The organism is Streptomyces sp. NPDC041135 (assembly GCF_055592085.1).
The window spans coordinates 412523-426978 of sequence record NZ_JBVIYZ010000003.1 but is presented as its reverse complement, the minus strand read 5'-3'; the positions used below and the strand labels follow the sequence as shown (position 1 = coordinate 426978).

Annotated in this window: 15 protein-coding genes; 7 read left to right on the top strand and 8 right to left on the bottom strand. The window is 72.0% G+C overall.

The features are described from left to right. The first annotated feature begins 29 nt into the window (after window positions 1-29). The 3 genes from ACZ6CZ_RS10120 (at window position 30) to ACZ6CZ_RS10110 (ending at window position 1911) form a co-directional block, all read left to right on the top strand. Window positions 30-629, top strand: a complete 600-nt coding sequence (locus ACZ6CZ_RS10120; protein ID WP_469017429.1) for a histidine phosphatase family protein — start codon at window positions 30-32, stop codon at window positions 627-629. A gap of 123 nt (window positions 630-752) precedes the next feature. Next, window positions 753-1379 (top strand): hypothetical protein, encoded by a 627-nt coding sequence (locus tag ACZ6CZ_RS10115; protein ID WP_469017427.1) that lies wholly within the window; start codon window positions 753-755, stop codon window positions 1377-1379. A 109-nt stretch (window positions 1380-1488) separates the two neighbouring features. Continuing rightward, window positions 1489-1911, top strand: a complete 423-nt coding sequence (locus ACZ6CZ_RS10110) for an acyl-CoA thioesterase (protein ID WP_469017425.1) — start codon at window positions 1489-1491, stop codon at window positions 1909-1911. A 252-nt stretch (window positions 1912-2163) separates the two neighbouring features. On the opposite strand, the gene ACZ6CZ_RS10105 is transcribed toward ACZ6CZ_RS10110, so the two are convergent. From ACZ6CZ_RS10105 to ACZ6CZ_RS10075, 7 genes are all read right to left on the bottom strand, one after another. Then, window positions 2164-3552: a nucleobase:cation symporter-2 family protein gene (locus ACZ6CZ_RS10105; protein WP_469017422.1), complete on the bottom strand. Its 1389-nt coding sequence runs from the start codon at window positions 3550-3552 to the stop codon at window positions 2164-2166. 240 nt (window positions 3553-3792) lie between these two features. Continuing rightward, entirely contained in the window at window positions 3793-5172 is a 1380-nt protein-coding gene (locus tag ACZ6CZ_RS10100) for an 8-oxoguanine deaminase (protein ID WP_469017420.1), read from the bottom strand. A 119-nt stretch (window positions 5173-5291) separates the two neighbouring features. After that, on the bottom strand, window positions 5292-6239 hold the full coding sequence (gene pucL, locus ACZ6CZ_RS10095) for a factor-independent urate hydroxylase (RefSeq protein WP_469017418.1): 948 nt from the start codon (window positions 6237-6239) through the stop codon (window positions 5292-5294). A gap of 6 nt (window positions 6240-6245) precedes the next feature. Beyond that, on the bottom strand, window positions 6246-6647 hold the full coding sequence (gene uraH, locus ACZ6CZ_RS10090) for a hydroxyisourate hydrolase (RefSeq protein ID WP_469017416.1): 402 nt from the start codon (window positions 6645-6647) through the stop codon (window positions 6246-6248). A 4-nt stretch (window positions 6648-6651) separates the two neighbouring features. Continuing rightward, window positions 6652-7164, bottom strand: a complete 513-nt coding sequence (gene uraD, locus ACZ6CZ_RS10085; RefSeq protein WP_469017413.1) for a 2-oxo-4-hydroxy-4-carboxy-5-ureidoimidazoline decarboxylase — start codon at window positions 7162-7164, stop codon at window positions 6652-6654. Window positions 7165-7334: 170 nt separating this feature from the next. Further along, a complete protein-coding gene (locus ACZ6CZ_RS10080) occupies window positions 7335-7646 on the bottom strand; it encodes a helix-turn-helix domain-containing protein (RefSeq protein WP_469017899.1) in 312 nt (103 codons plus the stop codon). A gap of 47 nt (window positions 7647-7693) precedes the next feature. Further along, window positions 7694-7945: a YkoF family thiamine-binding protein gene (locus ACZ6CZ_RS10075; protein ID WP_469017411.1), complete on the bottom strand. Its 252-nt coding sequence runs from the start codon at window positions 7943-7945 to the stop codon at window positions 7694-7696. A gap of 219 nt (window positions 7946-8164) precedes the next feature. Between ACZ6CZ_RS10075 and ACZ6CZ_RS10070 the strand changes: the two genes are divergently transcribed. The 4 genes from ACZ6CZ_RS10070 to ACZ6CZ_RS10055 all read left to right on the top strand — a co-directional run bounded on the left by ACZ6CZ_RS10070 (window position 8165) and on the right by ACZ6CZ_RS10055 (window position 12342). Beyond that, entirely contained in the window at window positions 8165-9004 is an 840-nt protein-coding gene (locus ACZ6CZ_RS10070) for a TIM barrel protein (protein WP_469017409.1), read from the top strand. 85 nt (window positions 9005-9089) lie between these two features. Next, window positions 9090-9980, top strand: coding sequence for a 2-hydroxy-3-oxopropionate reductase (locus ACZ6CZ_RS10065; protein ID WP_469017406.1), 891 nt, complete (start codon window positions 9090-9092; stop codon window positions 9978-9980). 195 nt (window positions 9981-10175) lie between these two features. After that, window positions 10176-11633: a catalase gene (locus ACZ6CZ_RS10060; RefSeq protein ID WP_469017403.1), complete on the top strand. Its 1458-nt coding sequence runs from the start codon at window positions 10176-10178 to the stop codon at window positions 11631-11633. A gap of 472 nt (window positions 11634-12105) precedes the next feature. Beyond that, window positions 12106-12342 carry a hypothetical protein gene (locus ACZ6CZ_RS10055; protein ID WP_469017401.1) on the top strand — a complete coding sequence of 79 codons (237 nt, stop codon included), beginning with the start codon at window positions 12106-12108 and terminating at the stop codon, window positions 12340-12342. Window positions 12343-12508: 166 nt separating this feature from the next. On the opposite strand, the gene gcl is transcribed toward ACZ6CZ_RS10055, so the two are convergent. After that, a complete protein-coding gene (gene gcl, locus ACZ6CZ_RS10050) occupies window positions 12509-14293 on the bottom strand; it encodes a glyoxylate carboligase (protein ID WP_469017398.1) in 1785 nt (594 codons plus the stop codon). Window positions 14294-14456: the final 163 nt, after the last annotated feature.

The following is a 14456-nucleotide window of genomic DNA, read 5'->3' as shown; positions in this document are numbered from 1 at the left end:
AGCGGCCCGGAAGGATCTAGCCTGGGACCATGGGTGATCTCTTTCTGGTCCGGCACGGTGAGACCGAGTGGTCGCGTTCCGGACGGCACACCGGCCGGACGGACGTGCCCCTCACCGAGCACGGGCGCGAGGAGGCACGCCGGCTGATGCCGCTGATCCGCTCGCACCGCATCGGGGCCGCCCTGGTCAGCCCGCTCCAGCGCGCCCGGGAGACCGCCCAGCTCATCGGGGTGCACGACGCGCGCGTCGACACCGACCTGCGCGAGTGGGACTACGGCGGGTACGAGGGCGTGACCACCGTGGAGATCCAGCGCGAGCGGCCCGGCTGGTTCCTGTTCACCGACGGCGTCGCCCCGGGACCGCCGGAGCGTCCCGGAGAGACCCCCGAGCAGGTCGGGGAACGCGCCGACCGGGTGCTGGCCAAGGTGGACGCCGCGCTCGCCAACACCGAGGGCGTCGTCCTGCTCGTCGCCCACGGCCACTTCCTGCGGGTGCTGACCGCCCGCCGGCTGGGCCTGCCGCCGTCGGACGGCGCCCTGTTCCAGCTGGCGACCGGGACGCTGGGCCGGCTGAGCACGGAACACGGGCGTCCGGTGATCGCGGGCTGGAACATCCGGCCACCGGGCTGAGGGGCGCGGCCGGCTGTCGTACCCCGGTCGTAGGCTTCCCCCGGGCCGTTCGCCGGGCGCTCGACGCGCGCGGGCGGCGGGTGTTCGCCGCGCCGGGTGGCAGGCGCCGGGGAGGAGTACGCCGTGACACGACCGCCGACCGCCGCGCAGCGGCGGGTGATCGACGCCGCCGATCCGGACACCGGGCGGCTGCGGGGCACCCCGGCGCAGCTGGCCGCGCTGGTGCGCCAGGGCCTCGCCTTCCGGCATCCGCGGCCGCCGCACGACCACTTCCTGACCCCGGCCGGGCACCGCGTGCGGGAGGCCCCGCCCGAGGCCGCCGAGCCGGTGCCGCGGGCGGCGCCCGCGGGGACGTTCGCCGCGCGCGTCGGCGGTGAGCCGGAGGCCGCGGACAGCGGCCCGGCCCGGCTGCGGGAGGTGCGCGGCGCCTGGGAGGGGCTGCTGGAGCTGCGCCGGATGACCCGTCCCGACGGCGCCACCGACCGCCTGTGCGGATGGGAGCGCGCGCACCTGGTGCGGGCCGCGGCGCTGGCCCTGGAGGCGGCCGGACACCGCCCCGCCGGGCCGGCGGACGACGGCTACCGGGTGCGCGTCACCCCGCAGCCGGAGGCCGTCGCGGTGTACGCGCCGGACGGCGCGGCGCTGCGGGCCTGCGCGGCGACCCTGGAGGCGGTGGGCTGGCAGGCCGGGGAGTACACCGAGCCGCGGACGCGCGTGCGCTACCTGCTGGCCTCCCCGCGCAGGGCGTGAGGCGCGGGGCGTGAGGCGCGGGGCGCCGGAGACCGGGCGGGCGGCGTGGGGCAGGCGGCGCGTGCCAGGATCGGCAGGGCAACAGTGCGGTGTACGAGAAGGGGAAGCCGTGAGCGAGCCGTTTTCCGTCCGGGTGACCGTCCGCGGGTACGAGACCGATACGCAGGGCCACCTCAACCAGGCCGTGTACCTCAACTACGCCGAGCATGCCCGCTGGTCGCTGCTCCAGGCGGCCGGGATCAGCCAGACGGGCCTGACCGGGCGGGGCGTGGGCCCGGTGGCGCTGGAGACGACGATCCGCTACCGGCGGGAGCTGCTCGCGGGCGACGAGGCCGACGTGAGCTGCGCGTTCGAGTGGGGCGAGGGCAAGACGTTCCGCATCCGGCAGACCGTCACCAAGGCCGACGGCACGGTGGCGGCCGAGATCACCGCGGTGGGCGGGCTGCTCGACCTGCGGGAGCGCAAGCTGATCGCCGACCCGAGGGAGATCTTCAAGGAACTGGCCGCCGAACCGGGCCTGTTCGGCCTGTAGCCGCCCGGCCCGGTCACCTCACCGGGCGTCCAGCAGCCCCGGCCGGTGCTCGGCGTCGTAGGCAACGGCGCCGTCGGATGGACGGTGCGCGTCACCAGGCCGTCGCGTTCGAGGTTGCGCACGGGTGGCGGCCGGGACCGCGCCGGCGGCGCCGGCCCTGGCGGCGGTCGTGCTGCGGCCGCGGCGCCGGTGAGGCGCGCCGCGAGGGGTGCGGCGCGCGGCCGTACCCCTCGGGCGGTCGGTGCGGGCCGGTCAGTGGGCCACCGCGATCTCCTCCCCCGCCTCCATCGGGTGCGTGACGTCCCGCGCCTCGTTGTTCCTGCCGAGGTGGTTGAAGACCAGGTTGAGGACGACCGCGGTGACGCAGCCGGTGGAGATGCCGGAGTCGAGGACGATCCTCGCCGTCTCCGGGAAGGCGTGGTAGAACCCGGGCGCCGTGATGGGGATGATCCCGACGGCCAGGGACACCGCCACGATCAGCACGTTGTTGTCCTTCTCCAGGCCGGCCCGGACCAGGGTCTGGATACCGCTGGCGGCGACCGAGCCGAACAGCACCACGCCGGCGCCGCCGAGCACCGGGCGGGGTACGACGGCGATGAGTGACGCGGCCATCGGGCACAGGCCCATCAGGACCAGGAAGCCGCCACCGGTGGCGACGACGAAGCGGCTGCGGATGCGGGTCATGGCGACCAGCCCGATGTTCTGGGCGAAGGCGCTGCACATGAAGCCGTTGAACAGCGGGCTGAGGGCGGAGCCGAGGGTGTCGGCGCGCAGCCCGGCCGCGATGGTCCGTTCGTCGGCGGGGCGCTCGACGATCTCGCCGAGGGCCAGCATGTCGGCGGTGGACTCGGTCATCGAGACCACCATCACCACGCACATGGACAGGATCGCGGCGATGTGGAACTGCGGGGCGCCGAAGTGGAACGGGGTGGGGAAGCCGACCACGTCCGCGTCCGCGACCGGGCCGAAGTCCGTGACGCCGAACGGAACGGCGATCAGCGTGCCCGCCACCAGGCCGAGCAGCACGGCGATCTGTTTGACGAAGCCCCGGGTGAAGCGGCGCAGCAGCAGCACGATCAGCAGGGTGACCCCGGCCAGGGTGAGGTAGGTCGTCGAACCGTAGTCGTCGGCCGCCGGGTTCGGGCCCTGGGCCCAGCCGAAGGCGACGGGCAGCAGCGAGACGCCGATCAGTGTGATGACCGTGCCGGTGACCACGGGCGGGAAGAAGCGGACGGCCTTGCAGAAGACGGGGGCCGCCAGGAAGCCGAGGAGGCCCGCGACGACGACGGCGCCGAAGATGACCGGCAGGGCGTCGGACTTGTCCTTGGTGGAGGCGACGACCGCCGTCATGGGGGCGACGCCGGCGAAGGTGACACCGTTGACGAAGGGCAGCCGGGCTCCGATCTTCCAGATGCCCAGGGTCTGCAGGAACGTGGCGAGGCCCGCGGTGAAGAGGCAGGCCCCGGTGAGGAAGGTCAGTTCGGTGCCGGACAGGCCGATGGCCGCGCCGACGATCAGGGGTGGGGCGACGACTCCCGCGTACATGGCGGCCACGTGCTGCAGACCGCTGGTCGCCATCTTCAGGGCGGGGAGTTTCTCGTCGACGGGATGGGTCCCGTCGAGCGGATGGGTGGCGGACACGGCGGCTCCTCCGGGCGGTTAACACGTCGGCTCTGACGTGGGTGTCATGGAGGTGGTGCGTGTGGTCGTGCGGGACCGGGGACGGGTGGGCGCACCGGGGCGGGAGGGCCCCGGTGGCGCGACGGTGACCGGTCCGGGACGCGCGTGTCACGCGCGTCCCGGAGGCGGCCGCCATGAACCCCGCTCGGGTCCACGGCTGCCGGCCAGGAGCCGTCCCTCCCGGCCGGAGTCCGGCGGTGCTCAGTCCTGGGCGGCGATCCGCGCCAGGCGCTGGGCCTCTTCCCGCGTGGAGCGGGCGATGGCGTCCTCGTCGGCGGTCAGCAGGCGGCCGTCCTCGACGATCTGGCGTCCGTCGACGAAGGAGGCGGTGACCGGGGCCGCGGCACCGAACACCAGGGCGGTGACCGGGTCGGCGATGGAGGCGTGGGCGAGCGTGTCCAGCTTCCACAGCACGAGGTCGGCGAGCTTGCCCGGCTCCAGCGAGCCGGTCTCGGCGGCGCGGCCGAGGACCTGGGCGCCGCCGAAGGTGCCCAGGCGCAGCGCCTGCCGGGCGGTGAGGGCGGCCTCGCGGTGGGCGCCGAGGCGGTTGACGAGGAGGGCGTTGCGCAGTTCGGTGTGGAGTTCACCGGACTCGTTGGAGGCGGTGCCGTCCACGCCGAGGCCCACGGGGACGCCGGCCCTCAGCATGTCGGGCACGCGGGCGATGCCGGCCGCGAGCCGGGCGTTCGAGGAGGGGCAGTGGGCCACGCCGGTGCGGGTGCGGGCGAAGGCGGCGATGTCGGAGTCGTTCATGTGGACGCAGTGGGCCATCCACACGTCCTCGCCGAGCCAGCCGGTGGACTCGAAGTAGTCGGTCGGGCCCATGCCGAACAGCTCGTGGCAGAACTTCTCCTCCTCCACCGTCTCCGAGCCGTGGGTGTGCAGCCGTACGCCGAGGCGGCGGGCCAGGTCGGCGCCCTGCTTCATCAGCTCGGTCGAGACGGAGAACGGGGAGCAAGGGGCGACGGCGACCTGGGTCATCGCGTCGAAGGAGGAGTCGTGGTGCTCGCGGACGGTGCGCTCGGTGGCGGCCAGCGCGCCCTCGAGGGTCTCGACGGCGAAGTCCGGCGGCAGGCCGCCGTCCTTCTCGCTGCGGTCCATCGAGCCGCGGGCGAGGGTGAAGCGGACGCCCATGTCGCGGGCGGCGCCGATGATCGCGCCGGAGAGGTCGCCGGAGCCCTGCGGGAAGACGTAGTGGTGGTCCATGGCGGTGGTGACGCCGCCGCGGGCCATCATGGCCAGCGAGCCCTGGGCCGCCGCGTGCACCATCCGCTCGTCGATGCGGGCCCACGTCGGGTACAGCGCGACCAGCCAGTCGAAGAGGTTGTGGTCGGTGGCCAGGCCCCGGGTGATCCACTGGTAGAAGTGGTGGTGGGTGTTGACCAGACCCGGGGTCACCAGGTGACCGGTGGCGTCGATGCGGCGTACGACGTTCTCCAGGCCCTCGGGGGCCTTGCCGGCGCCGACCGCCTCGATGCGGTTGCCGGCGATGACGACGTGTCCGCCGGCGTACTCGGTGTCGTCCGCGTCGACCGTCGCGATCGAACAGTTCTCGATGACGATGCGCCGGGCTGCTGCCATGACTTCGTCCTTTTCACTCAGTGGACTCGTGAGAGAGGGCACGGCAGGACCCTGGGAGTTTTGAGTGCCGCGGCCGGGGGACGGGCCCGCCGGCCGCGGGTGCCGAGAGAGGGGGTGGATCAGAGGTTGGTGAGGTCCACCGGGATCCTCGGCTCGCAGCCGTCCCGGATGACGGTCGCCTCGATCAGGCCGTAGGGCCGGTCGGCGGCGAAGTAGACCTCGTTGTCGTTCTTCAGCCCGAAGGGCTCGAGGTCGACGAGGAAGTGGTGCTTGTTCGGCAGCGAGAAGCGGACCTCGTCGATCTCGCTGCGGTTGTTGATGATGCGCGAACCCATCTGGTACAGGGTCTGCTGGAGCGACAGGGAGTAGGTCTCCGCGAAGGCCTGGAGCATGTGCGCCCGCGTCTGCTCGTAGGACTTCTCCCAGTGGGGCATCCGCTGCTCGTCGTCGCTCCAGTTGAACCGCCAGCGGGCGGAGACCTGGGTGGCCAGGATGCGGTCGTAGGCCTCGGGCAGCGTCGTGTACTTGTCCTTGACGTAGCCCCAGAACTCGGAGTTGGTCGAGTTCATCACGACCAGGTCCTTCAGTCCGGAGACGACCTCCCAGCGCTCGCCGTCGTAGGTGATCTGGGTCAGCCGGGTCTCCTGGCCCTTGCGGACGAAGGAGTGCTTGACCTCGTCGGCGCCGATGAACCTGCTGCCGGCGTCGGAGGCCTCGATCCGCTCCCAGCCGTACTCCTCGATGCGGATGCGGGCCTGGTGGATCGGTTCCTGCGAGGTGACGAAGTGACGGGCGAGGTGGATGCCGAACTGCTCGGCGGACTCGATGCCGTGCTCCTTGGCGAACGCGTACACCGTGTTCTTGGTGGTGTCGGTCGGCAGCACGTTGGCGTTCGAGCCGGAGTAGTGGACCTCCTCCATGTCACCGCTCAGCGCGACGGAGACGTTGAGGTCCTTGATGTGGTGGGTGGCGCCGTCCCGCGTGATCTTGACGACACGGTTCTCCGCCTTGCCGTACTGGTTCTGTCCCAGGATCACAGGGCGGGCAGGGCGGGAAAAGTCGGTCATGGTCTGCTAGCTCCCTCGGTAAACGGAGTAGCCGAACGGGTTGAGCAGCAACGGCACGTGGTAGTGCTCCCCGGGGCGCACGGCGAAGGTGATCGCCACCTCGGGGAAGAACACGGCACCGCTGTCCCGATTCGCGGGGGCGTCCTGCTGCGCATCGGCTCGCTTCTTCGCGGATGTCTCGAAGTACGGCTCCACCGCGAAGTCGAGCCGTACGTGGGTCGTGCCCTCCGGCAGGTCAGGGAGGTCCTTGCACCGGCCGTCGGCGTCGGTCGCCGAACCGCCGAGCGCCCGCCAGTCCGCGTCCGGCCCGGTGCGGGCCAGCAGCCGGACGGCGACGTCCTCGGCCGGCCGGCCGATGCTGGTGTCCAGGATGTGGGTGGACACGGAGGCGGTGGTGCTGGTGCTCATGGTGTCAGGCGTCCTCTTCGACGAGTCGGGCCAGTCGGATGCGGTTGATCTTGCCCAGCTCGGCGCGGACGATCTCCCGCTCCCGCTCCGGTGTGTTGCCGATCCGCGCCCGGACCGCGTCCCGCATCTGCTCGCCGGTCCGGCCGGTGGCGCAGATGAGGAAGACGTGACCGAACCTCTCCTGGTAGGCCAGGTTCAGTTCGAGCATCTCCGCCCTCAGGTCCGCGGACGCGCCGGCCATACCGCTCTGTTCCCGGGCGGAGGCCGGGTCGCCGGGCTTGGGGCGGCCGATCGGCGGGTGCCCGGCCATCGCCTCCGCGAGGTCCTCGGCGCTCAGCTCCGCCGTGGCGGCGTCGCTGGCGGCGAAGAGGCCGTCGGCGGTGGCGTACGGGCGGGCGGCCAGCAGCCGCTTCGCCCACGTCGTGGAGGCGCACGCCTCGTGGAGGGCGGCGAGGGCCGCCTGCTCCTCCAGGACGTTGAACCGGGCCAGGCCCGGGGGCGTGGAAGTCGACATCACGGGAGCCTCCGTGGCCGCGGTGGGCCTTCGTGCTGAACGGGCTGCCGATAGCTAACGCCCTCGGAAACACCACGTCAACACTTTGTTGAAAATTCCGCGTAACAAGCGGGGCGCCCCCGCGGGGGCCCGCTCCACGGGGGCCGGGACGGCGGGCCCGGAACGGCGGGGGCTCAGCCCTGCTTCTCGCGGTTGAGGTAGTTGTAGACCGTGAAGCGGCTGACCCCGAGCGCGCCCGCGACGGTCTCCACGCCGTGCCGCACGGAGAAGGCGCCCCGCGCCTCCAGTATGCGCACGACCTCCTGCTTGCCCTTGCGGTCCAGGTCGGCCAGCGGCCTGCCCCGCCGGCGCTCCATGGCGGCGAGGATGTGGTCCAGGGAGTCGGCGAGCTGCGGCAGCCGTACGGCGACGACGTCGACGCCCTCCCAGGCCAGCACCACGTCCTCCGGACCGGCCTCGTCGGGCGGCAGCAGTTCCCCGCCCATGGCGTCCACCAGCGGCTTCACCGCCGTGATGAAGGGCTCGTCGCCGCTCACCCCTCACCCTCCCCGACCACGTTGACCTGGAGCGAGATCCGGGTGGCCCCCGCCTCCAGGCTCCTGCGCAGCAGGACGTCCACGGCCGTCAGCACGGCGTCGGCGCCCCCTTCGGCCGTGTTGCCGAACGGCCCCACGTCCACGGCATCCAGCTCGGCCGCCTCGACGACCTCCCGCGCCACCAGCGCATGCGCGGGCGCCTCGTCCAGGTCGAACGGTTCGGTAGTGAACTCCACTCGCAATCGCACGCGCACAACCTAACCCGCCACCGGGCCGCGCGGGCAGGGCCGCCGGAGCCGGGAGCGGTCCCCGGCGCGGCCACAGGGCCCCCGGGTGGGCCGGCGGACAGGCGGCAGCCCGGGCGGCGCCCCTTGACAAGCGGCGACATGCGGCGGCAATCTTCCATTAAGCAGAAACGAACTTCCGTAATACGGAATTTAGACCCCACGGAAGGGAGCGCGGCCCGAATGGGATTCGCAGACCAGCGCTTCAACGTCAACCTGTCGATCCTCTTCACGGAACTCCCGCTCCCGGAGCGTCCCGCGGCCGCCGCCGCGGCGGGCTTCTCCGCGGTCGAGCTGTGGTGGCCCTGGATCGACACCCCCACCCCCGAGCAGTCCGAACTGGACGCCCTGCGCGGGGCCGTCGAGGACGCCGGGGTCCGGCTGACCGGCCTGAACTTCTACGCCGGCCGGCTGCCCGGCCCCGACCGCGGCGCCCTGTCGGTGCCGGGCGCGGAGTCCGAGCGCTTCCGCGCCAACATCGCCGTGGCGGCCGGCTTCGCCCGCTCCCTCGGCTGCACGGCGCTGAACGCGCTGTACGGCAACCGCGTGGACGGCGTCGACCCCGCCGAGCAGGACGCCCTCGCCCTGGAGAACCTCGCCCTGGCGGCCCGGGCCGCCCACGACATCGGCGCGGTGCTCCTGATCGAGGCGCTCAACCGGCCCGAGTCGCCGCTGTACCCGCTGGTGTCGGCCCCGGCGGCGGTCGACGTCGTCGAGCGGGTCAACGCGGCGACGGGCCTCGGCAACGCGCGGTTCCTGATGGACCTGTACCACCTGTCGATGAACGGCGAGGACCTGCCGTCGGTGATCGAGCGGTACGCCGCCACGACCGGCCACGTGCAGATCGCCGACAACCCCGGCCGCGGCGCCCCGGGCACCGGTTCGCTCCCGCTGGAGGAACTGCTCGACCAGCTGGCCAAGGCGGGTTACGACGGCTGGGTCGGCCTGGAGTACAAGCCCGGCGACCGCCCGAGCGCCGAGGCCTTCGAGTGGCTCCCGCGCGAAGCGCGCCCAGCGCGCTGACGGCACCGCACGCACCGAGGGCGCCGAAGGCCCCGCACGCGCCGGACCCCCGACTTCCGCACAGCAGCAAGAGAGGCACCCCCGTATGAGCACCCTTCCCAAGATCGCGTGGATCGGCCTCGGCATCATGGGCTCCCCCATGTCCGAGAACCTGGTCAAGGCCGGATACCCCGTCACCGGCTACACGCTGGAGCAGGACAAGCTGGACCGCCTGGCCGCCGCCGGCGGCGCCGTGGCCGCCTCCGTCGCCGAGGCCGTCCGGGACGCCGACGTGGTCATCACCATGGTGCCCGCCTCGCCGCACGTCGAGGCCATCGCCTACGGCCCCGACGGCATCCTGGAGAACGCGCGGTCCGGCGCGCTGCTGATCGACATGTCCTCGATCACCCCGCAGACCTCCGTGGACCTGGCCAAGGCCGCCCGGGACAAGGGCATCCGGGTCCTCGACGCCCCCGTCTCCGGCGGCGAGGCCGGTGCCGTGGAGGCCGTACTGTCGATCATGGTCGGCGGCGAGCAGGCCGACTTCGCCGAGGCGAAGCCCATCTTCGAGGCGCTGGGCAGGACCATCGTGCTGTGCGGCCCGCACGGCTCGGGGCAGACCGTGAAGGCCGCCAACCAGCTCATCGTCGCCGTCAACATCCAGGCGTGCGCCGAGGCGGTGGTCTTCCTGGAGAAGTCCGGCGTGGACCTGAAGGCGGCCCTGGACGTCCTCAACGGCGGCCTGGCCGGCTCGACCGTGCTGACGCGCAAGAAGGACAACTTCCTGAACCGCGACTTCCGGCCCGGCTTCCGCATCGACCTGCACCACAAGGACATGGGCATCGTCACCGACGCCGCCCGCACCGTCGGCGCCGCGCTGCCGGTCGGCGCCGTGGTGGCCCAGCTGGTCGCCTCGCTGCGCGCCCAGGACGACGGCGGCCTGGACCACTCGGCCCTGCTGCGGGCCGTGGAGCGCCTCTCCGGCGCCCAGGTCTGACCCGCGGGCCCACAGGCCCGCAGGCCCACCCACAGACTTCCGGGCGGCGCCGCCGCCGACACCTGTCCTGTCGCGCCCAGGCGGCGGCGCCGTCCGGAATCATCTTCAACAAAGTGTTGACGTTCAGATCGCCCGAAATCTAGGCTCCACGAAGCGGAAGCAGGTTTCCGCTGCCCCTCGCACGGAAGGTGCACGATGTCGAAGCGCGTGCTCACGACAGAGTCCGGCGCCCCGGTCGCCGACAACCAGAACTCCGCCACCGCCGGCGTCGGCGGCCCGCTCCTGCTCCAGGACCAGCACCTGCTGGAGAAGCTGGCCCGCTTCAACCGCGAGCGCATCCCGGAGCGCGTGGTGCACGCCCGTGGCTCCGGCGCGTACGGCCACTTCGAGGTGACCGACGACGTCACCGGCTTCACCCACGCCGACTTCCTGGACACCGTCGGCAAGCGCACCGAGGTGTTCGTGCGCTTCTCGACCGTGGCGGACTCCCTGGGCGGCGCGGACGCGGTGCGCGACCCGCGCGGCTTCGCGGTGAAGTTCTACACCGGTGAGGGCAACTACGACCTCGTCGGGAACAACACCCCGGTGTTCTTCATCAAGGACCCGATCAAGTTCCCGGACTTCATCCACTCGCAGAAGCGCGACCCGTTCACCGGGCGGCAGGAGCCCGACAACGTCTGGGACTTCTGGGCGCACTCCCCCGAGGCCACGCACCAGGTGACCTGGCTCATGGGCGACCGCGGCATCCCGGCGTCCTACCGGCACATGAACGGGTACGGCTCGCACACCTACCAGTGGACCAACGAGGCGGGCGAGGCCTTCTTCGTCAAGTACCACTTCAAGACCAACCAGGGCATCCGCTGCCTGAGCAGCGAGCAGGCCGCCGAGATCGCCGGCCAGGACCCCAACTCCCACCAGACGGACCTGCTCCAGGCCATCGAGCGGGGCGTGCACCCGTCCTGGACGCTGTACGTGCAGCTGATGCCGGCGGCCGAGGCGGCGGACTACCGCTTCAACCCCTTCGACCTGACCAAGGTCTGGTCACACCGGGACTACCCGCTCCGACGGGTGGGCCGCCTGGTCCTCGACCGCAACCCGGACAACGTGTTCGCCGAGGTCGAGCAGGCCGCGTTCTCCCCGAACAACTTCGTCCCCGGCATCGGCCCCTCCCCGGACAAGATGCTCCAGGGCCGCCTGTTCGCCTACGCGGACGCGCACCGCTACCGCCTGGGCGTCAACCACACCCTGCTGGCCGTCAACGCCCCGCGGGCGACGACCGCGCAGAACTACGGCCGGGACGGTCTCATGGCGGCCAACGCCCAGGGCCGCCACGCCAAGAACTACGAGCCGAACTCCTACGGCGGCCCGGTGGAGACCGGCCGCCCGCTCTCGGCCCCCCTCGCGGTCGCCGGCCACACCGGCACCCACGAGGCCCCGCCGCACACCAAGGACGACGACTTCTTCCAGGCGGGCGAGCTGTACCGGCTGCTGTCGGAGGAGGAGCGGTCGCGCCTCGTCGCGAACATCGCCGGCGGCCTCTCGCAGGTCTCCCGCGACGACGTGATCGAGAAGAACCTGGCCCACTTCCACGCCGCCGACCCCGACTACGGCAAGCGGGTGGAGGAGGCGGTCCGCGCCCTGCGCGAGGACTGAGCGGCCGGACACAGACCGCGCACGGGAGACTGACGGGAGGTCATGACCCCGGACGCGCAGCCCGCCGCCGAACGGCCCGGATGAGGGGTGGCCGAACGGACGGCGGGCAGGGCGAGGACCGCGGCGGCGTGCGAGCCAGTGCGGTGGTGAAGGTGCCGGATCTCCTTCTCGACCAGAGGGAAGGACTCCCGGCTCCGTCGCAGCCGCCGCGGTCCCAGCCATCACCCGCCCCGCCAGGGGCCCCGGCTCCGTCCGGCGGCGCGAACGTCCTGTCGCGCCCAGCCTCGCGCCGTCGGACGGCAACAGCAGGAACCGGCCTCACCGGCCACCGCGCACCGCGCGGTACGGGAGAGCGCCGGGTGCGGACGGTCCCGCACCCGGCGCTCTTTTCCGCGTTCCCCGGCACCCGTGCCGGCCTGCGGTGTGCGCCGCCGGAGGTGCGGGCGGCTCCGGCTCGCAGGACTCTGAAGGCATGACGTATCCACCGACGGAGTTTCCGCACATCGTGGTGCACAGCCCGGCCCTGGACGGCTCGCGGCGGGTCACCGAGGGCAGAACGACGCTCGGGATCGCCTCCCATCTGGACGACGTGGTCGAGATCCTGCGCATGGCCGACCTGGACCGCGTCGAGGTCGAGGAGAGCGACCTCATCGAGTGGCAGGGCGGCGGACCGGAGGACTGGCCGGGCCTGTCGGAACACGAGCTGTAGCGGCGGCCGGCGCCCCGGGCGGGCACGGCCGAGGGGGCGGCCGTCCGGTGCGGACGGCCGCCCCCTCAGGGTGCTGGGCCGGGTCGTGCTGTGCCGGGTCGTGCTGTGCCGGGTCGTGCTGTGCCGGGTCGTGCTGTGCTGCGCCGGGTCCGTCCGACGTGCGCGGTCAGACCTTCAGCGGGCGGATCGAGGTCGGGGCGTGCCCCGGCTCGGTCGCGATCTCCTCGAACTCGACGACGTTGCCGATGTCGTTGGTCTTCGACATGGCGATGTTGGTGACCCGCTCCAGGATCGCCTCGACGACCACCGGGACCTGGAACTGGGCGGCGAGCTTCTTCGCCTGCTCCAGGGCGGCGCCCAGCTCGCCGGGGTCCGTCACCCGGATGGCCTTGCAGCCCAGCCCCTCGACGACCTTGACGTGGTCGACGCCGTAGACGCCCAGCTCGGGCGAGTTGATGTTCTCGAACTCCAGCTTGACCTGGAAGTCGATGTCGAAGGCCAGCTGCGCCTGGCGGATCAGGCCCAGGTAGGAGTTGTTGACCAGGACGTGGACGTAAGGGATCTTGTGCTGGGCGCCGACGGCCAGTTCCTCCATCATGAACTGGAAGTCGTAGTCCCCGGAGAGGGCGACGACCTGGGCCTCCGGGTCGGCCTTGGCGACACCGAGCGCGGCCGGGACCGTCCAGCCCAGCGGGCCCGCCTGGCCGCAGTTGATCCAGTGCCGCGGCCGGAAGACGTGCAGCAGCTGGGCGCCGGCGATCTGGGAGAGGCCGATGGTGGAGACGTACCGGGTCTCGGGGCCGAAGGCCTTGTTCATCTCCTCGTAGACGCGCTGCGGTTTGATCGGGATGTCGTCGAAGTGCGTACGGCGCTGGAGGGTGGCCTTGCGCTCCTGTGCGGAGGCCGCCCACGCGGAGCGGTCGGGCAGCCGGCCGGCGGCCTTCAGCTCCTTGGCGACCTGCACGAACAGCTCCAGCGCCACCTTCGCGTCGGAGGCGATGCCGTAGTCCGGGGCGAAGATCTTGCCGATCTGGGTGGGCTCGACGTCGACGTGGACGAACGTGCGGCCGGCGGTGTAGACGTCCAGCTTGCCGGTGTGGCGGTTGGCCCAGCGGTTGCCGATGCCGAGGACGAAGTCGGACTCCAGGAAGGTCGCGTTGCCGTAGCGGTGCGAGGTCTGCAGGCCGACCATGCCGGCGTTCAGCTCGTGGTCGTCCGGGATGACGCCCCAGCCCATCAGGGTCGGGATCACGGGGGTGCCGGTCAGTTCGGCGAACTCCACGAGGAGGGCGGCGGCGTCGGCGGTGATGACCCCGCCGCCGGCCACGATCAGCGGCCGCTCGGCGGAGTTCAGCAGGCCGATCGCCTTCTCGACCTGCGCGCGGCCGGCGACCGGCCGGTAGACGGGCAGCGGCTGGTAGGTCTCCGGGTCGAACTCGATCTCGGTGAGCTGCACGTCGATCGGCAGGTCGATCAGCACCGGGCCGGGGCGGCCGGAACGCATCAGGTGGAAGGCCTGCTGGAAGACGCCGGGTACCTGGGCGGCCTCCAGGACGGTGACCGCCATCTTGGTGACCGGCTTGGCGATCGAGGCGATGTCGACGGCCTGGAAGTCCTCCTTGTGGATCACCGCGGTCGGGGCCTGGCCGGTGATGCACAGGATCGGGATCGAGTCACCGATCGCCGAGTACAGGCCGGTGATCATGTCGGTGCCCGCCGGTCCCGAGGTGCCGATGCACACGCCGATGGCGCCGGGGCGGGTGCGGGTGTAGCCCTCGGCCATGTGCGAGGCGCCCTCGACGTGCCGGGCGAGGGTGTGGTTGATCCCGCCGGAGGCCTTCAGCGCCGCGTAGAAGGGGTTGATCGCCGCGCCCGGCACACCGAAGGCGTCCGCGACGCCCTCGAGCTTGAGGATCTCAACTGCCGCTCGGGCAGCGGTCATACGAGCCATCGAGTACTCCTGCTTCGGCTGTCGGATGCCTGCTCCCGTCGCGCCCCGCGGTGAGCCTGGTCTCCAGATGTCCAACTCCGCATGTTTCCACATTGCGGAAATTAACTTCTACTATCTGGAAGCAATGTAGGGGTGGGGGCGAACGCCGTCAAGAGCGGGACAA